Raw genomic sequence first — 24,151 nt, 5'->3', positions numbered from 1 at the left:
AAGGTAAACGCGCCCAATGTCCGGCCAGATCGTCACCCGTTTCGCCCCCTCGCCCACCGGTTTCCTGCATATCGGCGGTGCGCGCACGGCGCTGTTCAACTGGCTGTATGCGCGGGGATGCGGAGGAAAGTTCCTGCTGCGAATCGAGGATACCGACCGGGTGCGCTCGACCCCAGAGGCGACGGCAGCGATTCTCAAGGGGCTGGATTGGCTTGGGCTGGATCATGACGGCGAGGTCGTGAGCCAGGCCGCCGGGGCCGAACGTCATGCCGAGGTGGCGCATGCGTTGCTGGCAAAAGGCGCGGCCTACAAATGTTTTTCCACGCAGGACGAAATAGAAGCGTTTCGCGAAGCCGCGCGTGCCGAGGGCAGATCGACGCTTTTCCAGAGCCCCTGGCGCGATGCCGAGCCGTCATCGCATCCGGACGGACCTTTCGTCATCCGTCTGCGCACCCCGCAGGACGGCACAACGGTGATCCGCGACGAGGTGCAGGGCGATGTCACCATCCGCAACGATCAGTTGGATGACATGGTGCTGTTACGCTCGGACGGCACACCGGTCTACATGCTGGCGGTTGTTGTCGATGACCACGATATGGGCGTGACCCATGTGATCCGGGGGGATGACCACCTGAACAATGCGGCGCGCCAGATGGGGATCTATACCGCGATGGGCTGGGACGTGCCGGTCTGGGCGCATATCCCGCTGATTCACGGCCCCGACGGCAAGAAACTGTCGAAACGCCACGGCGCGCTTGGGGTCGATGAATACCAGGTGTTGGGCTACCCGGCGGCGGGGATGCGCAATTACCTGGCGCGTCTGGGCTGGAGCCATGGCGATAACGAGTTCTTTACCGATGATCAGGCAAAAGAGTGGTTCGACCTGAACGGCATCGGCAAATCCCCGGCGCGGTTCGACTTCAAGAAGTTGGAGAATCTGAGTGGACAGCACATGGCCGTGGCGGAGGATGCTGCACTGCTGCATGAATTGCAGGAATACTTGGCGGCAGCGGAAAAACCACTTCTGAACAAGGCACAGGCCGCCGGGATGCTCGATGCGATGTATTGCCTCAAGGACCGGGCGCGCACCTTCCCGGAACTGATTGAAAAGGCTCATTTTGTTCTGGTCAGGCGCCCGGTAGAGGCGGACGGGAAAGCGTCCAAGGCCCTGGATGCGGTATCCCGTGGTATACTGAAATCGTTGACGCCGCAGTTGCAAAATGCTAGCTGGATGCGCGACGATCTTGAAGCCGTCACATCCCGGATCGCCGAAGAGCACGGGACAAAGTTCGGCAAGCTGGCAGGCCCGATGCGGGCTGCTCTTGCGGGCCGGACCGTGACGCCGAGTGTGTTCGATATGATGCTGGTTCTGGGGCGGCAGGAAACCGTTGCCCGCCTGGAAGAAGCAGCCGCTGCGGGCGACAAATGACACCGATTGGTGCATGTTGCCGTAGATTGGGGAAGCTGGCTTTGAACCACTGTTCAAGGCAACGAGACGAAGGGACCACGTATGTCTGACACCTCTAAAAACGCGACGCTGAGGATTGGCGACTCCTCCTACGAACTGCCGATCCATTCCCCCACCGCAGGACCGGATGTGATCGACATCCGAAAACTCTACGGTCAAGCGGGTGTGTTCACCTATGATCCCGGTTTCACCTCGACCGCGGCCTGTGACAGCACCATCACCTTTATCGATGGCGACAAGGGTGAATTGCTGCACCGCGGCTATCCGATCGATCAGCTTGCAGCGAAATCGCATTACCTCGAAGTCTGCTACCTGCTGCTGTACGGCGAATTGCCCTCGGCCGCGAAACTTGAGGAATTCGAGACCACGATCACCCATCACACGATGATCCACGAGCAGATGCACAATTTCTTCCGTGGGTTTCGTCGCGACGCGCATCCGATGGCCACGATGGTGGGTGTCGTCGGCGCGATGGCTGCGTTCTACCATGACAGCACCGATATCAATGATCCGCGCCAGCGCGAAGTCGCCTCGCACCGCTTGATCGCTAAGGTGCCGACGATTGCCGCGATGGCCTACAAGTATTCGATCGGCCAGCCCTTCGTTTACCCGCGCAACGATCTGGATTACGCGGCGAACTTCCTGCACATGTGTTTTGCCGTGCCGGCCGAGGAATACGTGGTCGACCCGATCCTCGCCCGGGCGATGGATCGCATCTTTACGCTGCACGCCGATCACGAACAGAACGCGTCGACATCCACGGTGCGCCTGGCGTCGTCTTCCGGGGCCAACCCGTTTGCCTGTATCGCGGCGGGCATAGCCTGCCTTTGGGGTCCGGCGCATGGTGGTGCGAATCAGGCCTGCCTGGAGATGCTCAAAGAGATCGGATCGCCGGAAAACATCCCGGAATATATCGCCCGCGCCAAGGACAAGGACGATCCTTTCCGTCTCATGGGCTTTGGCCACCGCGTCTACAAGAACTTCGATCCTCGTGCGACGGTGATGAAACAGTCTGCGGACGAGGTGCTCGATCTCCTGGGCGTCGAAAACAACCCGGTGCTCGCAACCGCAAAAGAACTGGAAAAAGCGGCGCTTGCCGATCCCTACTTCTCGGAAAAGAAGCTGTTCCCGAATGTGGATTTCTATTCCGGCATCATCCTCGAAGCCATGGGATTTCCGACCGCGATGTTCACCCCGATCTTTGCATTGAGCCGGACCGTGGGTTGGATTTCCCAGTGGAAAGAGCAGCTTGCCGATCCACAGATGAAAATCGGCCGTCCGCGCCAGCTTTACCGTGGCGAAACAACGCGCGATTACGTCGATATCGAAAACCGCTAGAGCGAACTGCGCAAAACCGGGCACCGGTTTTGCGGGTCCCCGACATGGGTGTTCAATGAATGAGAGCGGGTCGCGTGACCGCAGATGAACGCGACCCGCATATTCCATTTATAGTCGCCGATCCGATGAACGCGACCGCGATCGCACCATGTCGCGTAGAATTTTACCCAGACCGGTCGCGCGCGTAACACCTATTGTGTCGACGCTGTCTGGTCGGAAGATGCGTATCTCCCGCTCAGGCGCAACCGCCGCACGGCATGACGCCGCTTATCGTCCCTCGTATAGCGCAGGGCGCTTTTCGAGGAACGCCACAGCACCTTCCTTGAAGTCGCGGGTCTGGCCGCACTGGCCTTGCAGCTTGGCTTCCAACGCAAGTTGTTCTTCAAGGGTATTGTCAAACGACGCGCGGATGGCGTGTTTGACGTGGTGATAGGCGACTGTCGGGCCTTTGGCCAAATGCGCCGCGCGGCTCTGCCAGTGCTGTTCGAATGCGGCATCGGGCACCGCTTCCCAGATCATGCCCCAGTCGTCCGCCTGGCGCGCGGTGATCTTTTCGGCAAAAAGCGCCGCGCCCATGGCCTTGGCCAGCCCCATCTGGCGCGGCAGGTAATAGGTGCCGCCGGCATCCGGGATCAGGCCAATGCGGGTGAAGGCTTGCAGGAAGAAGGCGGAGTCCGTCGCGATCACCACGTCGGCGGCAAGCGCGAGGTTGGCCCCTGCCCCGGCCGCAGCCCCGTTGACCGCGCTGATGGTCGGCACCGGGCAATCGAAAATCGCGCGCAGCATCGGGACGTATTCATCACGCAGCGTACGTTCCAGATCGAGATTCGCAGTGCTCGTCCGATCTCCTAGATCCTGCCCTGAGCAAAACGACTTGCCCGCCCCGGTCAGTACAACGACGCGGGCGGCGCGTCCGCCCTCCTGCACCGCATCCGTGATCTCGGCGCGCATCTGGGTGTTGAGCGCATTCATCACATCGGGCCGGTTCAGGGTGATCGTTGCGATATCATCGGTAATGTCGAATGTGATCGTCTGGTAGTTCATCTGCCCTGCTCTTGTTGCGCCAGTTCGGCGCATGACACACCAGACTGCCTGCTTTGGCAAAGGTCAACGCGCCGTCAAGACTCCCTGAGCAGCTCGTTCAACCGTTTTTCCTCATCTTCGGACAGACGCATCTCTGTCGGCTCGGTGGCGGCTGCGCGGCTGCGTACATAGAAGATGCCAACACCAAGCGCGATCAGGAACAGAGCCGGAGCCGCGAGCCACAGAATAATGTTCCACCCGTCGGTGCGCGGCTTGAGCAGAACAAATTCGCCATAGCGGTCAACCAGGTACTGGACAACCTGCTCATCGCTGTCGCCCTCGACCAGTCGGTCTCGCACCACAAGGCGCAGCTCGCGCGCCAGATCGGCGTTGGATTCGTCGATGCTCTCGTTTTGGCAGACAACGCAGCGCAGACCTTTGGACAGGTCGCGCGCGCGCTCTTCCAACGCCGGGTCGTCCAATACCTCATCGGGTTGGACGGCCATAACCGGAGTCGCCATCGGAAATGCGACGGCCAGGCACAGGATCAATGCACACGCACGGATCCGGGCTGCCACTGTCCAAACCCCGATCATTCCGCGGGAACTCCCGATGGTTCTGCGGCTTGCCGCCGCGTGCCGGCGGCAACGCGGTAGCGCCGGTCGGACAAAGACAGAGTTCCGCCCAATGCCATCAGGATCGAACCCGCCCAAATCCAGTTCGCGAGCGGTTTGATATAGGTCCGCATGACCCAGCCGCCATTGTCCTGTTCATCGCCGATCACCACGTAAAGGTCGCGCAGGACGCGGTAGTCGATCGCCGCCTCGGTCGTCGGCATCTGCGCCACGGGATAGTTGCGCTTTTCCGGGTTGAGTACGGCAATCTGTTCTCCATCCTGGCGCACGATGACGTCGCCCATGGTCGAGAAATAGTTGGGTCCACGCACCTCGTTGACGGCCGTCAGCTCCAGTTCGAAATCACCGACCTGGAATGGCTCTCCGATCTGGGCCACGCGGATGTCCTCTTGTTCCCATGCCATCAGACCTGCAATGCCAACCATGGTGATGCCAAATCCGATATGCGCTGTCGCCTTGCCCCAGTCAGACCGCGGCAGCCGGAACAGGCGTGACCAGTCACGCGTCTGGCCCAACCTGTTTACAAGATCCAGAACCGCGCCCGACACGATCCACGTGCCGAGGAACATGCCCACCGGACCCAGAAGGCTATTGCCCGTCTGCACGGTCCAGAACAAGCCCAGCACCAGCACACTCAGGATGAAGCCGGGAAGCAATTGCTTAAACGCGCGGCCTACCTTGGCACGCTTCCAGCTCAGCATCGATCCCAGCGGCAAGAGCAGGCCAAGCACCACCATGAACGGCGTGAACGCCATGTTGAAAAAGGGCGCACCAACGCTCAGCTTGGTGTCAAAGAACATCTCGGCCACGACCGGCCACATTGTGCCGATGAAAACCACGAAGCAGCTCACCGCCAGAAGGATATTATTCGCCACCAGCGCGCTTTCCCGGCTGGCCACCCCAAAGACACCCTTGGCCTCCATCCTGCTGGCCCGCGCTGCAAAAAGCGTCAGCGCGCCGCCGGTGAAGAAAATCATGATCATCAGGATGAACACCCCGCGTTCAGGATCATTGGCGAACGCATGAACCGAGGTCAGCAGGCCAGAGCGAACGATGAACGTGCCGATCAGCGAGAATCCGAACGCGAGGATTGCCAGCAGGATGGTCCAGCTTTTCAGTGCCTCGCGTTTCTCGACCACGATGGCCGAGTGCAACAGCGCCGCCGCCAGGAGCCATGGCATGAAGGAGGCGTTCTCGACAGGGTCCCAGAACCAGAAACCGCCCCAGCCAAGCTCGTAGTAGGCCCACCACGATCCAAGCGCGATGCCGATGGTCAGGAACACCCAGGCCGCCAGCGTCCAGGGCCTCACCCAGCGCCCCCAGGCCGCATCGACGCGTCCCTCGATCAGGGCCGCGACCGCAAAGCTGAAACAAATGCTCAGCCCGACATAGCCCAAGTACAGGAACGGCGGGTGAAACGCCAATCCGGGGTCCTGCAACAGCGGATTGAGGTCTTGCCCGTCGAAAGGCGGCACCGCAAGGCGCAGGAACGGGTTCGAGGTGAACAGGATAAAGGCGAAAAACGCCACTGCCACGGAGGATTGCACCGCGAGAACCCGTGCGCGCAGCGTTGGTGGCAGACCGTTGCCGAACCAGGCGGCCATCGCGCCGAACAGCGTCAGGATCAGCACCCAGAGCAGCATCGATCCTTCGTGATTCCCCCATACGCCGCTGATCTTGTAGATCATCGGTTTTGCCGAATGACTGTTTTGCCAGACAAGCTTGAGAGAGAAATCCGAGGTCACGAACGCATAGGTCAGCGCGACAAAGGAAAAGCCCGTCAACAGGAATTGCACCGTCGCTGCGGGTTCGGCAACGGCCATCCATCCCGGCCAGCGTTTGTGTGCGCCCACCATCGGGACCACGGATTGCACGATCGCGACAAGAAACGCGAGAATGAGGGCGAAGTGACCGAGTTCTGTAACCATACCAAACACTATAGGGATCGCGCAGCCATGGGCCAATCCATTTCGTGTGTCAGAGCGGTTCACATTGTCGCAAGCGTCGGGATCAGCGGGATCTTCGGTGCCGCTGCCAGTCTTCCAGCGCTGCGTTTCCATCGGTATGGACCGGGCCGGGCGGGTCCACGACAGGCTCGGCCTGCGACGCCGGGCGGGCTGGCATTGATGCCATGCGGGCCACCAGATCGCGCTGAAATTCCTGCCCCTTGGCCTGGTGCCGCGCGCCAAAATAGAAACTGACGATGGCGCCCAGGAGCCACCAAAGCGGGTCCGGCACCAGCGCGAGCCCGGACATCCGCGCAGCGAACCATGCGGGATCGACCATCGCGGAGACGAACAAACCCAATGTGCCCAAGGCCATCGCCGGGCGCGGCACGCGGTTGAGTGCATCCATCAAACGGTCGAACCATCCACGCTGCGGCGCGTAAAATTCCTGCGCGTACTGCGCAAGTGATGCCCCATAGCGGTCGAGATCCCGCTGTGCCTGCGCCTCGGCATTGGGGCGAAACACCTCTGCGGTGTCACGGACAAGGTTGCGCCCTGACCCGAAGACCAGCGAAAACACCTGTTCAATCAATCCCATGCTGCCACCCTTTGCCGGAACGCCTCTGCTGTCAGATGATACCGTGCGGCCAAAAAGGTCTCGGCACGTGTGATCCACCCCCCTTTGCCTCCGGCTTGGGTTCGCGCGTATTTGCGGCTGGCAGGGCGGCGGTCGGCCAGCGCAAAGTAGTAATTGCGCCGCTCGATTCCATAGGCATCCACGATATGATCGGGCGCCACTGCGTGGGCCCGCGCGGAGGCCGCGATGGTCTTTGGCCCGATCACGCCATCGACCTCGACCTTGAAGCCCATCTTGCCCAACAACCGTTGCAGGATCTTCACCGAATTGGCCCCGGCATTCACGTACATATCAAAGACTGTGGCCTGCAATGGTTCGGGCAATTCAGCGATGCGCGGGCGCGTGAAATAATGCGCGACAAAGATTTCGGCCGCCTGGGCTGCCGTGAGTCGCCGTACATCCGTCTCGTTCACCCGCCCGTCGCCAGTCAGGTCCAGTCCCAGCCGCCGCATCGTATGGATTGTCACGCCATGCTTGGTGGCGCCCCCCGGATCATCCGGGTCATTCACGTATCCGCCTTCTCTCGCGACGATCTCCTGCGCGATCCGGTACACATCGCTGTTTTGCCCGTCCATAGTCCTCACCCGATTGCCTTGCTGCGCAAAGACTGCAAAGCTGCGGGTTAACAGAGTCACAAACGGGCGCACGCAAGACCATGGACAACGGATATCCCTCTGATATGGAAGAGAAAACAGCAGAGGACATCATCTGCCACCTGGACCTTTCCCCACATCCCGAAGGCGGGCATTTCCGCCAGACATGGGAGGCGAACGGTCCCGGTCGCCCCTCCGGCACCTGTATCTTTTTCCTTCTGGCCGCGGGAGAGCACAGCCATTGGCACCATGTCGATGCGACGGAGATCTGGCATCACTACGCCGGTGCGCCGCTCATTCTGTCGATTGCCGCGACAGATGACGGTCCCGCACAGGATTGCCACCTGGGCCCGGACCTGTTCGCCGGCCAGTCACCTCAATTGATCGTGCCGCCGCATTACTGGCAGGCCGCACGCAGTACCGGTGACTGGACCCTGGTTGGCTGCACCGTGAGCCCAGGCTTCCGTTTCGACGGTTTCACCCTGGCGGCACCGGGATTTGACATTCCCCGCGCGGATTGAAACATCATCGGAATGACCATCCCCTATCTGACCCCGCTGGCCGCTGAGGCCCAACGCGCCCTCGGCATATCCCGGCCATGGCCGCTCGCGATTGCGGACCGTGTCCGTTTCGGTGAGATCGATCCGCTCAACCATGTGAACAACGTGGCCTATCTGACATGGTTCGAAACCGCACGGGTCGTGTATTTCAAGCAGATTGGATTGTCGCGCTACAAGGATCCCGACGTCGAGCCCCGCATCGTCATCCGCCGCGGCGAGATCGACTGGCTTCGGGAAATGCGCGCGAACGAAGATTACGTGGTTCTTTCCCGCACGATCGCCTATCGCACCACCAGTTTCACCATGGAGCAGGAAATCTGGGCCGGCGGCAGCAAACGGGCCGCCTTTACCTGCGTCATCGTCCTGCTCGAACCGGATGGCAGCGGCCGGATGCCGATACCGGACAACATCCGTGCCCACTTTCACACCGTCGATGGCGTTCCGGAGCCACCCGCAACGGCATAGTACCGTCGTCAGCCAGCCACCGGCTCAGCCAAAGCGTTTGACATAATCGACAAGCGCTTGCGTGCTTGGGTCCTTGTCTTCGGCCGACGCGGCACCGCTGACCACCGGGCCAAGCGATGTGGCCAGTTCCTTGCCAAGCTCGACACCCCATTGGTCGAACGAGTTGATGCCAAGGATTACCCCTTCGACAAACACCCGGTGTTCATAAAGCGCGACGACCTGGCCCAGCACCTCGGGTGTCAGCCTGGGCATCATCAGCGTGGTGGACGGACGGTTGCCCGGGAATACCCGGTGCCGCGCCTGCCGCTCCAGGTCATCTCCGCTCAGCCCTTTGGCCGCCATGCGCGCGCGCGCCTCTTCAAGAGACCGGCCACGCATCAACGCTTCGGATTGGGCAAGACAATTGGCGATCAGCAATTCATGGTGGTGGCGCAGATCGCTCTCGTGGCCTTCGGCGGCGACCATGAACTCGCATGGGATCACCCGTGTGCCCTGATGGATCAACTGGTAGAACGCGTGCTGACCGTTCGTGCCGGGTTCGCCCCAGACCACGGGCCCGGAATCCAACGGCAGGTTCGCCCCGTCCATCGCCACGGATTTGCCGTTGCTTTCCATCTCCAGTTGCTGGAAATAGGCGGGCAGACGCGACAGCCGATTGTCATAGGGCAGAACCGCGCGTGTCGCATGGCCCAAGCCTTGATTGTGCCAAATCCCCACCAGCGCGAGCAGCACCGGCATGTTTTCATGCAAATCTGCAGCCCGGAAATGCCGGTCCATCGCCTGCCCGCCGCGCAGAAACGCGCGGAAGCCCTGCGGCCCGATTGCGATCATCAGCGACAGGCCGATCGGCCCCCACAACGAGTAACGTCCGCCGACCCAGTCCTCGAAGCCAAGCACGCGCTCGGGCGGGATACCCCACTCGCTCGCGGCGCCGGCATTGGACGACAGCGCGATGAAACGCCCGTCGGTGGACACACCGTGATCCTGCAACCAGGCCCGCGCCGTGCGCGCATTGGTCATGGTCTCGATCGTTGTAAAGGTCTTGGAGGCGACGATGAAAAGTGTCGTTTCGGGGTCGCATCCGCGAAGCGTGTCCGCGATATCCGCGGCATCCACGTTCGACACGAAATGGCAACGCGGTCCGTCGCGATAGGGTGACAACGCCTGATAGGCCATCGCGGGCCCAAGGTCAGACCCGCCTATGCCGATATTGACCACATCGGTGATCGCGGACCCGCGCGCCTCGTTTGCCACAACCTCCATCCGGGCCAGGGTGCCGTAAACCCCGGGCATGACATCCTGCCCGTCCACCAGAACCGCATCGCCATCCAGGTTGCGCAGTGCCGTATGCAGCACCGCACGGGCCTCGGTTTCATTGATCTTCTCCCCCGTGAACATCGCGTCACGCCGCGCCGGGATATCCGCGGCCCTGGCGAGCGCGAACAGCATGTCACGCGTGGCGGTATCGATCTGCGTCTTGGAATAGTCGAACAGCAGGTCGAGCGCCGTCACACTGAAGACCTTTGCCCGGTCGGCATCCGCTTCGAACAGGCCAAGTATCGACCGGTCACGCCCCGCCTCGGCCGCCGCTTTGAGTTCCTTCCACATTCTGCTCACTCCGACCAATGGACCGTCGCCTCCTCGATCACCGCGTTGATTGGCGCATCCTCGGGCAGCTTGCCCTTCGCGTTGGCCAGCGCGTCTTTCTTTTCGGACCCGAAAATCAGCACATGCTTGCGGATGGCATCATTCAGAACCCGCCCGCTGAGCGTGATGCGCGGCTCGGGCGCACCGGGCGCGCGCATTGCCACAAGGATCGGCGCGTTTGGTGACAGAGCGATCTCAAGCTGGTCTGCGCCCGGGAAAATCGACGCGGTGTGCATGTCGGTCCCCATACCCAGCAACAGAACGGCCAGCGGCAATGCGGGTTCGATCTGCGATTCCAGGTCGACGAGAACCTCCTCGGGGGTGTCAGCCGGCGCGTAGAGCGGCAAGAGACGCGCCGCCGCCGCGCGATCCACCAGCAAGCGTTCGCGGATCAGCCTTGTGTTCGAGCGGTCGCTCTCTTCGGGCACCCAGCGTTCGTCGGTCAGCAGAACGTCGACCCGGCTCCAATCCAGATCGGCGGCGCAGAGATCGTCGAATACCGGACCTGGCGAGGTGCCCCCGGGTACCGCCAGTACCGCGCGGTCCTCGTGGCTCAGGATCGAGCGCAGATCCCCCGCGATCCGGTTGGCAAGATTGATCGCCAACATTTCGCGATCGGGGTAAGATTGAAAATCGTAGCTCATGCCTTCACCTCTCGCCATTTGCGTCCATCCCGATGCATCAGCATCAGCGCGTCTTCGGGTCCGGAGCTCGCGGGTTCGTACTCCTTTGGCACGTCGTTGCGCATCACCCAATCCGCGATGATCGGATCTGTCCAGGCCCAGGCCGCCTCGACCTCGTCACCCCGCATGAAGAGCGTCTGGTCCCCCCGGATCACGTCCATGATCAGCCGCTCGTAGGCATCCGGTGCCTCTTCGGCCTCGGCGCCCAGCGTTTCGGCAAAGCTCATGTCGAGCGGCACATCCAGAAGTCGCATCCCCCCCGGCCCCGGTTCCTTGATCGTCACATCCAGCGTCATTCCTTCGTTCGGCTGCAACCGGATCGCCAGCACGTTGCGGTGCCGGCCCGCATCCACGCCAAAGATCGAATGCGGTGCGTCCTTGAACACCACTGCAATTTCGGAGGTACGCGCCTTGAGCCGCTTGCCCGTGCGCATATAGAACGGCGTACCGGCCCAGCGCCAGTTGGAGACATGGCACTTCATCGCGACAAAGCTTTCGGTGCTTGACTTGGGATTCTCAACATCCTCGCGATAGCTCGGCGCGTCCCGGGCCGCGCCATATTGGCCGCGCACGACGTGATGCCAATCTACAGGCTCCAGCGCGCGGATCACCTTGAGCTTTTCGTCCCGCACCGCATCCGGATCGAACTTCGCCGGAGGCTCCATCGCGATAAGACACAAAAGCTGCATGAGGTGGTTTTGTACCATGTCCCGCATCGCGCCGGACTTGTCGTAATAGCTCCCCCGGCCGCCAACACCCACGGTCTCGGCCACGGTGATCTGGATGTGATCGACGTATTGCGCGTTCCACAGCGGCTCGAAGAGCATATTGCCAAAGCGCACGGCCATGAGGTTCTGCACCGTCTCCTTGCCAAGATAATGGTCGATCCGGTAAATCTGCGCCTCATCGAAATGTTGCGCCAGCGTGGCGTTGAGCGCCTTGGCAGACTTCAGGTCATGGCCGAACGGTTTTTCCACCACGATGCGACTGTCGGGTGTGGCCAGGCCAAAGCGATGCAGGCGTTCGGCCAGATCACCGAACAGCGACGGCCCAACCGAGAAATAGAACGCACGCACACAGTCCGGGCGCATCTTGCCGTTCAACTCGTTCCAGCCGCCATCACCCTTTGCATCGGTGGTGACGAAATGGATCGTGTCGAGAAACGCCTCCAGCGTGCCGCGTTCGCATGTCCGGCCACCGCCGAACTCCTCGACGGCGTCGGACACCATGTTGCGATATTCTGCATCATCAATGTCAGATCGTGCGGCGCCGATGATCTGTGATCCTTCGGGCATTTGCCCCGAACAGAACCGCCGGAAAAGACCCGGCAGGATCTTGCGGCGGGCCAGATCGCCTGTGCCGCCAAAAATGACAAGGTCGAACGGATCAACGGGAATAACGCGGGACACCATGGCACGGTCCTTCCGATTCTGATTGGTTTGCGGACTTGTTAGCGCTAACGGACCAGATGTAAACGTATTTCTGTCTTTCGCAGACAAGAGTATCATTCCGAAGCGACACTGCAATAACCGATGCCGGCCGGGATCTCATAGCAGCGGCAAGCAGCCGCCCGCCTGTCATCAACGCGCTTGATCCCGCCTCTGCCGCGTGCCACCACCCACCCAGCCAAGGAGGTTCCGATGCCACCCCGCAAAATCATCATCGACACCGATCCGGGCCAGGACGATGCGGTCGCCATACTGCTTGCGCTGGCCTCACCCGAGGAGATCGAGGTTCTGGGCATCACCGCCGTTGCGGGCAACGTACCGCTGACACTGACGGAACGGAACGCGCGGATCGTCTGCGAATTGGCGGGCAAACCTGACACGAAGGTCTTTGCCGGGTGCGATGCACCGATCGCTCGCAAGCTGATCACGGCAGAGCATGTGCACGGCAAGACCGGCCTCGACGGTCCGACCCTTCGCGACCCGACCATGCCGCTTCAGGACCGGCACGGCGTCGACTTCATCATCGACACGCTGCGCCGCGCCCCCGCGGGGACCGTCACGCTCTGCCCGCTTGGACCGCTGACCAATATCGCCACCGCCCTGGACCGTGCACCCGATATTGCCAGCCGCATCCAGGAGATCGTGCTGATGGGCGGTGCCTATTTCGAGGTGGGCAACATCACCCCGGCGGCGGAATTCAACATCCATGTCGACCCCGAGGCCGCCAGAATGGTCTTTGCCTGCGGTGCGCCCATCACCGTGATGCCACTGGACGTGACCCACAAGGCGCTTGTCACCGCTCCGCGCAACGACGCCTTCCGCGCCATGGGCAGCCCGGTTGGCGTTGCGGTGGCCGAGATGACGGATTTCTTCGAACGGTTCGACAAGGAAAAATACGGCAACGCCGGTGCACCGCTTCACGACCCCTGTGTGACCGCCTACCTCATACAGCCGGAGCTGTTCACGGGACGGCACATCAATGTCGAAATCGAAACGCAGTCCGAGCTGACACTTGGGATGACCGTTGCCGACTGGTGGCGCGTGAGCGGGCGCGCGCCAAACGCGATGTTCATGGGCGATATAGACGCCGACGGTTTTTTTGAATTGCTGACAAACCGGTTGTCCCGGCTATGAGATCCCTGCACCTTGCCAAGCCCGAGGATCTGCCAAAGCTGCTGCCGTTGGTTGCCGCGTTTCACGACCATCAAGGGTTCGCCACCACGGCCGAGCATCAGCACGACGCCATCCTGCCACTGCTGCAAGGCAGCCCGCATGGCGCGGTCTGGCTCATCGGACCGCGCCGTGCGCCGGTGGGATATGTCGTGGTTTCTTTCGGATGGTCTGTTGAATATGGCGGCATGCACGCCATCGTGGACGAACTTTTCGTGCGCAGCGCCGTGCGCAAGCGCGGAATGGGGTCCGAGGCGCTCAATGCACTGGCCAAGGCTCTGCGCGTTGGCGGCATCCGCGCCCTGCACCTTGAAGCACAGCAAAGCGATGATGCCCTAAAGAGCTTTTATCACCGCGCCAAGTTCATCACCCGGCACGGCTATACCTATATGACGCGCACGCTCTGAGCGTCAGATCGACGACACGACGATGATCATCAGCAGCGAATACAGCATGACGCCCCCGCCGATCAGCCAGATCGGATAGTTGCGCCCGACACTGGCCTTGGCCAGCTCCTTGGCCTGATAAAGCAGGTCCGGCCACGTGTAGCTGACAAAATCGCCCTGGGTAAAGATCACCTCGATGCGGCCTTCGTCATCCACCACCGGCAAGCGGCGGAAGCGTTCATTCGACATGATCCGCAACCAATCCACCACGTCATCCGTCGCCTTTGCCAGTTTCGGATCACGCGTCATGATATCGGCAAGCGTTGTGGTCTTCGCATCTTTCCCGACATTGACCAGCTTTTTCATCACATCGCGTTCTGTGGCGATCCCGATCACTTTCTGATCGTCGTCAACGACAACGACGGACCCGAAATTCTTCGCGCTCATCTCGGTCACCGCCTCGGCCACGCTTGCGGTTGGCGGGAAACAGAGCGGTTTCGGTTTCGATGCGAATTCGGGCCGGTCCTTGAGACTCATGCCATATGTCGTCGAGGCAACCATGCGGGATACTCCTTTAAGTTTACTTCCAATGTAGGATAGCGCCGATTTCGCCAAGACAAGCCACTGGAGACATGGCCCGCCTGACCCTATATTGACGGCATGACCCTACATATCCCCTTCGACAACAGCTATGCTGCCTTGCCCGATGGCTTTTTCGCCCGTGTCCAACCAGAACCCGTCAAAGCACCGTCGCTGATCGCGGTGAACGCGCCCTTGGCCCGAGATCTGGGCATCGACGGGCTGGACGATCCGAACCTCGCAGCCGTGTTTGCCGGCAATGCCGTGCCCGGCGGTGCGGCGCCGCTTGCACAGCTTTACGCCGGCCACCAGTTCGGCCAATACAATCCGCAATTGGGCGACGGCCGCGCCGTTCTGCTGGGCGAAACCGTTGGGACAGACGGCATCCGACGCGACATCCAGCTCAAGGGATCGGGCCGCACGCCCTATTCCCGCATGGGGGACGGGCGCGCCTGGCTTGGGCCGGTGTTGCGCGAATACGTCGTCAGCGAAGCGATGCACGCGCTGGGCGTGCCCACAACCCGCGCTCTGGCCGCTGTTCGCACGGGCGAGAAGGTGGTCCGCGAACGCCCCTTGCCCGGTGCAGTGCTGACCCGCGTCGCGCAAAGCCACCTGCGAGTCGGCACGTTCCAGGTCTTTGCCGCGCGTGGCGACACGACCGCTTTGCAAACGATGTTCGACTACGCGGTGGACCGTCATTATCCAGATGCCACCGACCCCGCGCGTTTCCTCGATGCCGTGATGCACAAACAGTCGGCATTGGTCGCACAATGGCTCAGCCTTGGCTTCATCCACGGCGTGATGAATACTGACAATTGCAGCATCTCGGGCGAAACCATCGATTACGGCCCCTGCGCCTTCATGGACAGCTATCACCCCGAAACCGTCTATTCGTCGATCGACCGGTTCGGGCGCTACAGCTATGCCGCGCAGGCCGACATGATCGTGTGGAACATGGCGCAGCTGGCAACGGCACTCCTGAGCCTGATGCCCGACCCCGAAGCGGCGGTCGACCCGTTCACGGCACAAATTCACACCATGCCCGAGATGATCCGCGCCGAATGGCTGACCCGCTTTGCCGCCAAGATCGGCATCTCCGACCCCAAGCCCGAGGATGCGCAGCTTGTGACCGATTTGCTGTCGCTCATGCAGGTGTCGGAGACAGATTTCACCAACACATTCCGGGGCCTGGTCGACGGCACCGCACGCGACCAGTTCGCGGACCCCACCGGGTTCGACCAATGGGCCGTGGGCTGGCAAGCCAGGCTCGATGGCGAAGACGACCCACAGGGGCGAATGCGGTCGGTTAACCCCGCGCTGATCCCGCGCAATCACCGCATCGAAGACATGATCACCGCTGCGATTGCCGGCGACGATGCGCCGTTCCACCGTCTCAATGCGGCCTATGCCAACCCATACGAGGATGACGAGTCCTGTAACGATCTGCGGCTCCCCCCCAGATCGAACGAGGTGGTCCACGCCACATTCTGCGGGACCTGACCCGCGCGCGGCCATAACAGTCGCTTCCGAATGGAGAATCTGTCATCGTGGACGGAATCAATTTCGGAGGAGCGTTATGAGTCTCATGGGAACACTGGCCAAGATGGCCATCGGGTATGCCGCTGCGCGCGGCGTTGATAAATTCTCTGGCAGCAACGGGATGAGCGGCCTGTCGGGCGGCGCGCAAGTCGAAGGCGACAACCCGATGGCCAAGATGCAGGCGCAGATGGGACAGATGCTCGGCGGTGGTAGCAGCGGTGGCGACAACCCGCTCTCCGGGTTCATGGAAAAATTCCAGGGCGGCGGTCTCGACCTTGCCGCGATGATGGGCGGTGGCGCCTCTGGCCAGACACAGGACACGGGCAATGACGGCGGCCTGCTGTCCCAGATGGGGGGCAAGGGCGGTGCAAGTCTTGCCGGTATTCTTGCCGCAGCGGGCGGCGCGGCCACGGCAACCGGCAAAAGCACGGGCGACATGCTCGACCAGATCAATAAATCCGGGGCCACCGCACCCCAGGCCGAGGAAACCGCGTCCCTGATGCTGCGCGCGATGATCCAGGCCGCAAAGAGCGATGGCGGCATCGACGAGGCCGAGCGCGCAAAGATCCTCGAAACCGTGGGCGACGACGCCGATCCCGACGACATCGCCTTTGTGCAGGAACAGCTCGCGGCACCGGTCGATGCCGAAAGCCTCGCCAAGGATACGCCCGAGGCGCTGCGCGCGCAGGTCTACTCCGCATCCTTGATGACAATCCGCCTCGATACCCAGCCCGAAGCGCAATACCTGGACACATTGGCCCGGTGCATGGATCTCGACCAGCCGACGGTGAACAGCCTGCATCTGCAAATGGGCGTTCAGCCACTTTACAGCTGAATGTGATATACCCCCCATGAAAGGCATTTTGCTCGCCTGTCTCGGTGTCCTGATCCTGACGCCGGACGCTCTTCTTATCCGTCTGTCCGGCCTCGATGCGGCACCGTTGGTGGCATGGCGCGGGTTAGCCATGGGCGCGTGTTTTCTCGTCGCGGCCACGCTGGCCGGACAGATGCGACACTACGCGCGCCTTGCCTCGAAAGTCGGGGTCGGGCTGGTGCTGGCGCAAGCGGCGAATGCCACGCTCTTTGCCCCTGCCATCGCAATGGCGCCGGTCGCGCTTGTGCTGATCGCGGTGGCCACGGTTCCGATCTGGGCCGCCGTCCTGTCATGGCTGCTCTACCGCCAGCCGACCCGCCCGGCGACCTGGGTCACCATCGTGGTTGTCTGCGCAGGGATCGTTCTTGCCATGACCGGCAAGGGGGACATGGCGATTTCGCCCCTTGCGTTGATCGGCGTGGCCTGCGGCCTGGGCGTGGCGCTTAGTCTCGCGCTCAGCTTCACGCTTCTGCGTCACAACCCGGATATTCCACTTCTGCCCGCCATTGGCACAGGTTCGATGCTGGCCGGGCTGACGGCCTTCAGCGTCACATCACCCGCCGCAATGGGCGCCGGCACCACTTGGGCCATCGCTGTTGCCAGCTTCCTCGTGCTGCCGCTGTCCTTTTACCTGATGTCAGAAGCATCCCGGCACACCGCATCGGTCAATGTCAGTCTTGTGCTTCTGCTCGAAACAGTGCTTGGTCCGTTCTGGGTCTGGTGGTTTCTGGCCGAAACGCCCAATATCAACATGATCACGGGCGGGGCGATCGTGATAACGACGCTGGCACTATATCTTCGGCACCTGCGGCGACGCGCGTGGCCGCCAGTTCCGGCCTGATCCGGTTGGATTTTTAGCCGCCCGCTTATGGTCATGACCGGTACAGTTGGCTAAAACGCGTCGCACCACGACACGAGGCTTGGGCGATGTCCGATACGATCATCTTGCGCTGCGAAGCCCAAGGGCTGCGCCTGACGGACCAACGGCGGACCATCGCACGGGTTTTGCAAAGCTCCAACGACCACCCCGATGTCGAAGAGCTCTATGCACGGGCGGCCGGCGTCGACCCGAACATCTCGCTTGCCACGGTGTACCGAACGGTCAAGCTGTTTGAAGAGGCCGGGATCCTCGAAAAAGTCGATTTCGGCGATGGTCGGGCGCGTTATGAAGACGCCGAGCGCGATCACCATGACCACTTGATCGACCTGCACACCGGCAAGGTCATCGAATTTGTCGACCCCGAGATCGAGGCGCTCCAGGAAAAAATCGCCGCGAAACTGGGCTACAAGCTCAAGGGCCACAAGCTCGAACTCTACGGCGTGCCGATGAAGAAATGAACATCCCGGTCCGCAGGCTGTCGTTGCACAGGCAAAGAATACAGGCAAGGAATACGGCGCCCGCAACACCACAGGGTTCCCCGCCCCGTCGATCCTTTTGTGAATCAGGGCTGGTGGCACCCGGCAAATGCGCCTAGCACGCAGGGATGCAGAATCTTCAGGGTATAATCCTCATGATCCTCGCCATGGCGGGATTTGCGCTTGGCGATGTCGGGATCAAGACGCTCTCGGACAGCCTGTCGCTCAGCCAGATCGTCATGACCATGGGGGTCTGCGGCACGAGCTTTTTCCTTCTGCTCTGCCGTGCCAGGGGCCAGCCGGTGCTGACCCGCGGCCTGCGCCACCCGGCGGTCGCCACACGGGGCCTGGCCGAGATCGCCGCGGCGCTCTTCATGGTCAATGCGCTTGCCCTGACCCCGCTGTCGCTGGTGACCAGCGTGACGCAGGCCGGCCCGCTTTTGGTGGCCATCGGCGCGGTTCTGGTGTTCGGGGAAAAAGTCGGCTGGCGGCGCTGGTTCGCGATCCTCGTAGGGCTGACTGGCGTGATGATCGTGCTGCGCCCCGGCACGGCCGATTTCAACATCCTCGCCCTGCTGGCGGTTGGCGCGACACTGGCGCTGGCGATGCGTGATCTGTCCACCCGCGCCGCCCCCAAGACGCTCAGCAACCTGCAACTCGCGACAGTCGGCTTTGCCTCTTTCCTCGTCGCCGCGCTGGTTCTGATACCCTTCACACCCCCGTGGCAGGTGCCGACACTGGCACAAACCGGGCTTCTGGCGCTCGCCGTCTGCCCGACGATTGCCGCCTATTATGCGATCACCGCTGCCATGCGGGTTGGCGACATCTCGGTCGTCACACCGTTCCGCTATACCCGGCTGCTTTTCGGCGTCGTTCTGGGTATCGCGTTCTTCGGCGAAACGGTGGACCTGTGGATGGCCATCGGCGGCACGCTTGTGGTGGCCTCTGGCATCTATACCGTTCTGCGCGAACACAGACTGCATCGGCAAGCGATATCGGGCCTGCAGGAGCCCCGTTAGCGCTACCAAGGACCCGTTTACTTTGCCTCCGGCCCTGATATACGGAGCGTCGAACGTATCTGCTTCGGGACCCCTACGCCATGAGCACCATCATCGACATCCACGCCCGCGAAATCCTCGACAGTCGTGGCAACCCCACCGTCGAAGTCGACGTCACCCTGGAAGACGGCACCATTGGCCGCGCCGCAGTGCCCTCGGGTGCGTCAACCGGCGCCTACGAGGCGGTCGAAAAGCGGGACGGCGACAAGAGCCGTTATATGGGCAAGGGCGTGCTCGAGGCGGTGGCCGCCGTGAATGGCGAAATCGCGGAAGAGATCGTGGGGCTCGATGCCACCGGACAGGTGGGCATCGATATGGCGATGATCGAACTGGACGGCACCGACAACAAGGGCCGGCTTGGTGCCAATGCCATTCTCGGCGTCAGCCTCGCCGCGGCCAAGGCCGCCGCCGATTTCACCGCACAGCCGCTCTTTCGCTATGTCGGCGGCACCTCGGCGCGGGTTCTGCCAGTGCCGATGATGAACATCATCAATGGCGGCGAACATGCCGACAACCCGATCGACATCCAGGAATTCATGATCATGCCGGTGGCGGCGGACACCATCCGCGATGCGGTGCGCATGGGATCCGAAGTATTCCATACCTTGAAAAAGGAACTGTCGGCCAAGGGCCTGTCCACCGGGCTGGGTGACGAGGGCGGCTTTGCGCCCGAGCTTGGATCGACCCGCGAGGCGCTGGATTTCATCCTGCGATCCATCGAAAAAGCAGGCTACACACCCGGCGACGACATTATGCTCGCTCTCGATTGTGCCGCGACCGAGTATTACAAGGACGGAAAATACGTCTATTCGGGCGAAGGCAAAACCCTGACCTCGGATGAAAACGTGTCCTACCTTCAGGCGCTGGTGAACGACTACCCGATCCTGTCGATCGAGGATGGCATGTCCGAAGACGACTGGGACGGCTGGGCGATGCTGACCGAAGTGATGGGCGACACCGTGCAGCTGGTGGGTGACGATCTCTTCGTGACCAATCCGACGCGTTTGGCAGATGGCATCGCGCGCGGCTGCGGCAATTCCATGCTGGTCAAGGTGAACCAGATCGGCACCCTGACCGAAACGCTGAAGGCGGTCGACATGGCCCACCGCGCGCGGTTTACCAACGTGATGTCGCACCGCTCGGGCGAGACCGAGGACGCCACGATCGCCGATCTTGCCGTGGCGACGAATTGCGGGCAGATCAAGACCGGATCACTTGCCCGCTCCGACCGGTTGGCCAAGTATAACCAGTTGATCCGTATCGAGGAAATGCTGGCCGAGACGGCAGAATACGCCGGACGATCAATCCTCAGACGCTGATTTCGAATTTTCCTTCGGAAAATCCGACAGGCCGGGCGCTGCGCGCCCGGCTTTTTTGCATATTTGGAAAGAGAAGAAGGGCGCGGCGCGTCAGCTTCCTGCTTTGGGGTCCTTGTAGGTGCCCTGCTCCTTGAGAGCATCCACAACTTCGGCCGGCATGTATTCCTCGTCGTGTTTCGCAAGGATTTCCGACGCCTCGAATACGCCGTTCACGTATTTTCCAGTACCGACCATGCCTTCGTTTTCCGAAAAGAGGTCGGGCAAGACACCAGAATAGGTCACCGGCACGGTGGCGCCGCCATCCGTCACGGAGAATGACACGGTCGATCCCTGTCCGCGCACGATGGATCCTGCCTCGACCAGCCCGCCGATGCGAAACGTTTCGTTGGCCGCGGGTGGCTCTGCCATCACCTGACTGGGAGAGCGAAAAAAGTTTATTCCGTCGCGCATCCCGTATCCGACGAGCGCGGTGGACAACACCAGCGCGATCGTCGCCAATGCGATGACCTGGATACGGCGTTGCTTCTTGAGCGATTTCAGAGCCATCGGGACCTCTCGACTATAGCTATCCGTATATATTCACTATCATGCCACGCGCAAACTGAGGCAGATCAAAATGCCGCAGTCTGCTGACCAGAGCTTACGGGAAACAGGGAGCCAGCAAAAGTCCCGTCGTTTCTTCAAGCCCCAGCATCAGGTTCGCATTCTGGAGCGCCTGCCCCGACGATCCCTTGGTCAGGTTGTCGAGCGCCGCCACGACAATCGCACGCCCCGGGATCCGGTCGCCGGTGACGCCGATATGGCACAGGTTCGATCCGCGCACATGATGGGTCGAGGGCGTTTCGCCAAACGGCAGCACCTCGAGGAACGGCTCATCGGCATAGGCGCGGCTCAGCGCGCCATGCACCGCCTGCGCATCGCCGCTGACATACCCGGTGGCAAGAATGCCCCGGTTTGCCGGGATCAGGTGCGGCGTAAACTGGACCCGCACCTCTTCGCCCGCCAGCGCGCTGAATTCCTGATCGAATTCACCCAGGTGACGATGCGTGCCGCCCACCGCGTAGGCATTGACGCCTTCGGACAACTCCGCATGTAAAAGATTTTCCTTGAGCGACCGGCCTGCCCCCGAGACGGCGCATTTCAAATCGAGGATGATGTCCCCGAGCCCGATCACCCGGTCTTCGATCAGCGGGCGCAGCATGTATTGCCCGGTCGCCGCGTTGCAGCCGGTACCGGCAACCAGCCGTGCATCCCTGATATCGTCGCGGTAGAACTCGGTCAGCCCGTAGACCGCCTCTTTCTGCATCTGCACCGCAGCATGCGGCGTCCCGTACCATTTTTCATAATCCGCCGGATCGCGCAGCCGGAAATCCGCCGAAAGATCGACGATCTTGAGATGTGTCGGCAGTTTCGAGATCACCTCCTGGCTTGTCTTGTGCGGCAGCGCGCAGAAGCACAGGTCGATCCGCGAAAAATCGACGTCTTCCCAAGGCACCAGCGGCGGCAGATCAAGATGGCGCAGGAAGGGAAACACCTGCGCGATGGTCTGGCCGGCCTTGGAATTGGCGGCCAAAGCGGCGATCTCGATGTCGGGATGCGTGGCGGTCAGGCGCAGCAATTCTGCTCCGGTATAGCCGCTGGCACCGATAATGGCGATTTTGCAGGTCATGGGGTCACTCCGGTGACGACAGGAATTAGGGAACTTGGGGGCGGGCTCAGGCCGTTTCGAAAGTGATCTTGCGTCGCAGGAATTGCGTCGCGTGATCCGACACCCGCTTTGCATCGCCGGTGGTGAGATACATCGCCTGCGCGCCCGGGCCGGTCATGCCGGGATGGCGTGCCAGGTAATCGGCCAACGAGGCCGCGACAAGATCTGCCTGCGAATAGACCGTCACATCCGGCCCCAGCGCGTCCTGGAAGATGTCTTGCAACAACGGGTAATGCGTGCAGCCCAGGATCGCCGCCTGCGGGGTCGGCATCTTGCGCTTGAGCGCGTCGACATGGCTGCGCACCAGCGCCTCGGCCAGGATCATGTCACCCTCCTCGATGGCATCGACAAGTCCGCCACAGGCCTGCGCCTCCACATCGACGCCGATCGCCCGAAATGCCAGTTCGCGCTGGAAGGCACGGCTGCTCACCGTTGCCGGCGTTGCGAACAGCGCGACATGCTGCACCGCCACTTCGCGCGGCGGGGAATTGTCGCCCCATTGCCGTTCGGTCAAGGCTTCGATCAATGGCACGAACACGCCCAGAACCCGCTTGTCGCGCGGAACCCAGCTTTCCTGCATCCGCCGCAGGGCCGCCGCCGAGGCGGTGTTGCACGCAAGGATCACCAGGTCACACCCGGCGCCCCAAAGCCGCTCGGTGGCGGCACAGGTCAACGTGTAGACATCATCGGCGTTGCGTACGCCGTAGGGCGCGTGCTTGTTGTCGCCCAGGTAGACGAACGGCACATCTGGCAAGCGCCTGGATACGGCGTCCAGCACCGTCAGCCCGCCCAGACCACTGTCAAAAATGCCTACTGCCATCGCGCCCTCGCCACATCGGCCCGGGCTTGCGCCTATCCGCGCCCCCGATGCCGTTCCTCAAACTCGAAGCCGTAATCATAAGATGCAAACGGCGTCGGAGACAGCTCATACGTCGCTTTGCGCAGGAAATCCATCAACTCCCGCGCGTCTTTTTTGCGCGAGTTGATCTCTTGCGCCGGGATCGGCTGGCCGATCACCACGCGCACGGGCGTATCCACCCGTTTGCGGAACTCCTTGATCAGCAGCCCCATGCGCAGCGTGTAGTGCAAATGACTTGCCAGCTGGAACAACCGGCTGGTGTGCCCGTCGAAATAGATCGGCACCACGGTGGCGTTGGATTTGGCGATCATCCGGGCGGTAAAGCCGCGCCAGCCGGGATCCATCGGTTTGGCAAAGGGTGTCACGGCCGTGGAGACGGTTCCGCCCGGAAACACGCCGATACAGCCCCCCTCGTCCAGATAGCCAAGCGCTTCTTTCCGGGTCGCCACGTTACGCGCAACAGCCTCGCGCGTATCGTCGAAATTCACCGGCAGAATGATCCGGTCGAGCTCCTGCGCCTTGCGGAAGACCTGGTGCGCGAGAATGCGGAAATCACCCCGTGTGACCGACAGGATATGACCGAGGATCAAACCGTCGAGGATGCCGTAAGGATGGTTGCCGATCACGATCAGCGGGCCGTCCCTCGGGATATTGTCCAAGGTGCCGCCCACCACATCAAGGCTAAGCCCGTAACGTGCGACCATCACTTCCCAGAAATCACGCCCCTGCGCGACCTCGGTCTCGTAGCCTGCTGCGCGTTTGATCAGGCTCAACCGGCCGGTGGCGTTTTCGATCAGGCGGATCATCGCGCGCCCGGGTTTGGAGCGCGCGGAATAGGCGTAGGATATATCGCGTGCGGC

The 24,151-nt window shown here is 61.7% G+C and carries 25 protein-coding genes; 12 read left to right on the top strand and 13 right to left on the bottom strand.

Annotated features, from left to right (window positions below; all coding sequences use genetic code 11):
• The first annotated feature begins 16 nt into the window (after nt 1-16).
• The gene (gene gltX / locus LCF59_RS08560; RefSeq protein ID WP_292287039.1) at nt 17-1,429 is read left to right on the top strand and encodes a glutamate--tRNA ligase; all 1,413 of its coding nucleotides are present in this window, start codon (nt 17-19) and stop codon (nt 1,427-1,429) included.
• An 81-nt stretch (nt 1,430-1,510) separates the two neighbouring features.
• A complete protein-coding gene (gene gltA, locus LCF59_RS08555; RefSeq protein WP_292287038.1) occupies nt 1,511-2,806 on the top strand; it encodes a citrate synthase in 1,296 nt (431 codons plus the stop codon).
• A gap of 267 nt (nt 2,807-3,073) precedes the next feature.
• Here gltA and LCF59_RS08550 read toward each other — a convergent pair whose 3' ends face one another.
• The 5 genes from LCF59_RS08550 to LCF59_RS08530 all read right to left on the bottom strand — a co-directional run bounded on the left by LCF59_RS08550 (nt 3,074) and on the right by LCF59_RS08530 (nt 7,622).
• A complete protein-coding gene (locus tag LCF59_RS08550) occupies nt 3,074-3,850 on the bottom strand; it encodes an enoyl-CoA hydratase-related protein (protein ID WP_292287037.1) in 777 nt (258 codons plus the stop codon).
• Between the two features lie 74 nt (nt 3,851-3,924).
• Nucleotides 3,925-4,425, bottom strand: a complete 501-nt coding sequence (locus LCF59_RS08545; protein WP_292287036.1) for a cytochrome c-type biogenesis protein — start codon at nt 4,423-4,425, stop codon at nt 3,925-3,927.
• Nucleotides 4,422-6,392: a heme lyase CcmF/NrfE family subunit gene (locus LCF59_RS08540; RefSeq protein WP_292287035.1), complete on the bottom strand. Its 1,971-nt coding sequence runs from the start codon at nt 6,390-6,392 to the stop codon at nt 4,422-4,424. Before LCF59_RS08540 ends, LCF59_RS08545 begins: the two co-directional genes overlap by 4 nt.
• 82 nt (nt 6,393-6,474) lie before the next feature.
• Nucleotides 6,475-7,008, bottom strand: coding sequence for a holin family protein (locus tag LCF59_RS08535; protein WP_292287034.1), 534 nt, complete (start codon nt 7,006-7,008; stop codon nt 6,475-6,477).
• Entirely contained in the window at nt 6,999-7,622 is a 624-nt protein-coding gene (locus LCF59_RS08530; RefSeq protein WP_292287033.1) for a holin-associated N-acetylmuramidase, read from the bottom strand. Before LCF59_RS08530 ends, LCF59_RS08535 begins: the two co-directional genes overlap by 10 nt.
• 104 nt (nt 7,623-7,726) lie before the next feature.
• On the opposite strand from LCF59_RS08530, the gene LCF59_RS08525 reads away from it, so the two are divergent.
• Nucleotides 7,727-8,161, top strand: coding sequence for a cupin domain-containing protein (locus tag LCF59_RS08525; protein ID WP_292287032.1), 435 nt, complete (start codon nt 7,727-7,729; stop codon nt 8,159-8,161).
• Between the two features lie 12 nt (nt 8,162-8,173).
• Nucleotides 8,174-8,665 (top strand): thioesterase family protein, encoded by a 492-nt coding sequence (locus LCF59_RS08520; protein WP_292287031.1) that lies wholly within the window; start codon nt 8,174-8,176, stop codon nt 8,663-8,665.
• Nucleotides 8,666-8,689: 24 nt separating this feature from the next.
• Here the strand turns inward: LCF59_RS08520 and pgi are convergent, their stop codons facing one another.
• From pgi to zwf, 3 genes are read right to left on the bottom strand one after another with little or no spacing between them, the layout of a single operon-like run.
• Nucleotides 8,690-10,273 carry a glucose-6-phosphate isomerase gene (gene pgi, locus LCF59_RS08515; protein WP_292287030.1) on the bottom strand — a complete coding sequence of 528 codons (1,584 nt, stop codon included), beginning with the start codon at nt 10,271-10,273 and terminating at the stop codon, nt 8,690-8,692.
• Nucleotides 10,274-10,278: 5 nt separating this feature from the next.
• Nucleotides 10,279-10,956, bottom strand: coding sequence for a 6-phosphogluconolactonase (gene pgl / locus LCF59_RS08510; RefSeq protein WP_292287029.1), 678 nt, complete (start codon nt 10,954-10,956; stop codon nt 10,279-10,281).
• The gene (gene zwf / locus LCF59_RS08505; protein WP_292287028.1) at nt 10,953-12,407 is read right to left on the bottom strand and encodes a glucose-6-phosphate dehydrogenase; all 1,455 of its coding nucleotides are present in this window, start codon (nt 12,405-12,407) and stop codon (nt 10,953-10,955) included. Before zwf ends, pgl begins: the two co-directional genes overlap by 4 nt.
• 228 nt (nt 12,408-12,635) lie before the next feature.
• On the opposite strand from zwf, the gene LCF59_RS08500 reads away from it, so the two are divergent.
• A complete protein-coding gene (locus LCF59_RS08500) occupies nt 12,636-13,577 on the top strand; it encodes a nucleoside hydrolase (protein WP_292287027.1) in 942 nt (313 codons plus the stop codon).
• The gene (locus tag LCF59_RS08495; RefSeq protein WP_292287026.1) at nt 13,574-14,020 is read left to right on the top strand and encodes a GNAT family N-acetyltransferase; all 447 of its coding nucleotides are present in this window, start codon (nt 13,574-13,576) and stop codon (nt 14,018-14,020) included. The genes LCF59_RS08500 and LCF59_RS08495 overlap by 4 nt, the downstream gene beginning before the upstream one ends.
• Before the next feature lie 3 nt (nt 14,021-14,023).
• Here the strand turns inward: LCF59_RS08495 and LCF59_RS08490 are convergent, their stop codons facing one another.
• Nucleotides 14,024-14,560, bottom strand: coding sequence for a CBS domain-containing protein (locus LCF59_RS08490; protein ID WP_292287025.1), 537 nt, complete (start codon nt 14,558-14,560; stop codon nt 14,024-14,026).
• Between the two features lie 99 nt (nt 14,561-14,659).
• On the opposite strand from LCF59_RS08490, the gene LCF59_RS08485 reads away from it, so the two are divergent.
• From LCF59_RS08485 to eno, 6 genes are all read left to right on the top strand, one after another.
• Nucleotides 14,660-16,078 carry a YdiU family protein gene (locus LCF59_RS08485; RefSeq protein ID WP_292287024.1) on the top strand — a complete coding sequence of 473 codons (1,419 nt, stop codon included), beginning with the start codon at nt 14,660-14,662 and terminating at the stop codon, nt 16,076-16,078.
• Nucleotides 16,079-16,154: 76 nt separating this feature from the next.
• Nucleotides 16,155-16,952, top strand: coding sequence for a DUF533 domain-containing protein (locus LCF59_RS08480; RefSeq protein WP_292287023.1), 798 nt, complete (start codon nt 16,155-16,157; stop codon nt 16,950-16,952).
• A gap of 16 nt (nt 16,953-16,968) precedes the next feature.
• Entirely contained in the window at nt 16,969-17,832 is an 864-nt protein-coding gene (locus tag LCF59_RS08475) for a DMT family transporter (RefSeq protein ID WP_292287022.1), read from the top strand.
• A gap of 86 nt (nt 17,833-17,918) precedes the next feature.
• The gene (locus tag LCF59_RS08470) at nt 17,919-18,329 is read left to right on the top strand and encodes a Fur family transcriptional regulator (RefSeq protein WP_292287021.1); all 411 of its coding nucleotides are present in this window, start codon (nt 17,919-17,921) and stop codon (nt 18,327-18,329) included.
• Between the two features lie 146 nt (nt 18,330-18,475).
• A complete protein-coding gene (locus LCF59_RS08465; RefSeq protein WP_292287020.1) occupies nt 18,476-19,366 on the top strand; it encodes a DMT family transporter in 891 nt (296 codons plus the stop codon).
• Nucleotides 19,367-19,446: 80 nt separating this feature from the next.
• Nucleotides 19,447-20,724, top strand: coding sequence for a phosphopyruvate hydratase (gene eno, locus LCF59_RS08460; RefSeq protein WP_292287019.1), 1,278 nt, complete (start codon nt 19,447-19,449; stop codon nt 20,722-20,724).
• Between the two features lie 90 nt (nt 20,725-20,814).
• Here the strand turns inward: eno and ccmE are convergent, their stop codons facing one another.
• The 4 genes from ccmE to LCF59_RS08440 form a co-directional block, all read right to left on the bottom strand.
• The gene (gene ccmE, locus LCF59_RS08455) at nt 20,815-21,270 is read right to left on the bottom strand and encodes a cytochrome c maturation protein CcmE (protein WP_292287018.1); all 456 of its coding nucleotides are present in this window, start codon (nt 21,268-21,270) and stop codon (nt 20,815-20,817) included.
• Between the two features lie 94 nt (nt 21,271-21,364).
• Nucleotides 21,365-22,393 (bottom strand): N-acetyl-gamma-glutamyl-phosphate reductase, encoded by a 1,029-nt coding sequence (gene argC, locus LCF59_RS08450; protein WP_292287017.1) that lies wholly within the window; start codon nt 22,391-22,393, stop codon nt 21,365-21,367.
• A 46-nt stretch (nt 22,394-22,439) separates the two neighbouring features.
• Nucleotides 22,440-23,252, bottom strand: coding sequence for a glutamate racemase (locus tag LCF59_RS08445; RefSeq protein ID WP_292287016.1), 813 nt, complete (start codon nt 23,250-23,252; stop codon nt 22,440-22,442).
• Between the two features lie 32 nt (nt 23,253-23,284).
• Nucleotides 23,285-24,097, bottom strand: a complete 813-nt coding sequence (locus tag LCF59_RS08440) for a lysophospholipid acyltransferase family protein (RefSeq protein ID WP_292287071.1) — start codon at nt 24,095-24,097, stop codon at nt 23,285-23,287.
• Nucleotides 24,098-24,151: the final 54 nt, after the last annotated feature.

This window comes from Marivita sp., from assembly GCF_020055675.1.
Taxonomy (GTDB): Bacteria; Pseudomonadota; Alphaproteobacteria; order Rhodobacterales; family Rhodobacteraceae; genus Marivita.
This window is presented reverse-complemented; position numbering and strand designations above follow the sequence as displayed.

Coding starts and splice junctions, on each gene's coding strand:
- gltX (WP_292287039.1), top strand. CDS start 17: ATGTCCGGCCAGATCGTCACCCGTTTCGCCCCCTCGCCCACCGGTTTC.
- gltA (WP_292287038.1), top strand. CDS start 1,511: ATGTCTGACACCTCTAAAAACGCGACGCTGAGGATTGGCGACTCCTCC.
- LCF59_RS08550 (WP_292287037.1), bottom strand. CDS start 3,850: ATGAACTACCAGACGATCACATTCGACATTACCGATGATATCGCAACG.
- LCF59_RS08545 (WP_292287036.1), bottom strand. CDS start 4,425: ATGATCGGGGTTTGGACAGTGGCAGCCCGGATCCGTGCGTGTGCATTG.
- LCF59_RS08540 (WP_292287035.1), bottom strand. CDS start 6,392: ATGGTTACAGAACTCGGTCACTTCGCCCTCATTCTCGCGTTTCTTGTC.
- LCF59_RS08535 (WP_292287034.1), bottom strand. CDS start 7,008: ATGGGATTGATTGAACAGGTGTTTTCGCTGGTCTTCGGGTCAGGGCGC.
- LCF59_RS08530 (WP_292287033.1), bottom strand. CDS start 7,622: ATGGACGGGCAAAACAGCGATGTGTACCGGATCGCGCAGGAGATCGTC.
- LCF59_RS08525 (WP_292287032.1), top strand. CDS start 7,727: ATGGAAGAGAAAACAGCAGAGGACATCATCTGCCACCTGGACCTTTCC.
- LCF59_RS08520 (WP_292287031.1), top strand. CDS start 8,174: ATGACCATCCCCTATCTGACCCCGCTGGCCGCTGAGGCCCAACGCGCC.
- pgi (WP_292287030.1), bottom strand. CDS start 10,273: ATGTGGAAGGAACTCAAAGCGGCGGCCGAGGCGGGGCGTGACCGGTCG.
- pgl (WP_292287029.1), bottom strand. CDS start 10,956: ATGAGCTACGATTTTCAATCTTACCCCGATCGCGAAATGTTGGCGATC.
- zwf (WP_292287028.1), bottom strand. CDS start 12,407: ATGGTGTCCCGCGTTATTCCCGTTGATCCGTTCGACCTTGTCATTTTT.
- LCF59_RS08500 (WP_292287027.1), top strand. CDS start 12,636: ATGCCACCCCGCAAAATCATCATCGACACCGATCCGGGCCAGGACGAT.
- LCF59_RS08495 (WP_292287026.1), top strand. CDS start 13,574: ATGAGATCCCTGCACCTTGCCAAGCCCGAGGATCTGCCAAAGCTGCTG.
- LCF59_RS08490 (WP_292287025.1), bottom strand. CDS start 14,560: ATGGTTGCCTCGACGACATATGGCATGAGTCTCAAGGACCGGCCCGAA.
- LCF59_RS08485 (WP_292287024.1), top strand. CDS start 14,660: ATGACCCTACATATCCCCTTCGACAACAGCTATGCTGCCTTGCCCGAT.
- LCF59_RS08480 (WP_292287023.1), top strand. CDS start 16,155: ATGAGTCTCATGGGAACACTGGCCAAGATGGCCATCGGGTATGCCGCT.
- LCF59_RS08475 (WP_292287022.1), top strand. CDS start 16,969: ATGAAAGGCATTTTGCTCGCCTGTCTCGGTGTCCTGATCCTGACGCCG.
- LCF59_RS08470 (WP_292287021.1), top strand. CDS start 17,919: ATGTCCGATACGATCATCTTGCGCTGCGAAGCCCAAGGGCTGCGCCTG.
- LCF59_RS08465 (WP_292287020.1), top strand. CDS start 18,476: ATGCAGAATCTTCAGGGTATAATCCTCATGATCCTCGCCATGGCGGGA.
- eno (WP_292287019.1), top strand. CDS start 19,447: ATGAGCACCATCATCGACATCCACGCCCGCGAAATCCTCGACAGTCGT.
- ccmE (WP_292287018.1), bottom strand. CDS start 21,270: ATGGCTCTGAAATCGCTCAAGAAGCAACGCCGTATCCAGGTCATCGCA.
- argC (WP_292287017.1), bottom strand. CDS start 22,393: ATGACCTGCAAAATCGCCATTATCGGTGCCAGCGGCTATACCGGAGCA.
- LCF59_RS08445 (WP_292287016.1), bottom strand. CDS start 23,252: ATGGCAGTAGGCATTTTTGACAGTGGTCTGGGCGGGCTGACGGTGCTG.
- LCF59_RS08440 (WP_292287071.1), bottom strand. CDS start 24,097: ATGATCCGCCTGATCGAAAACGCCACCGGCCGGTTGAGCCTGATCAAA.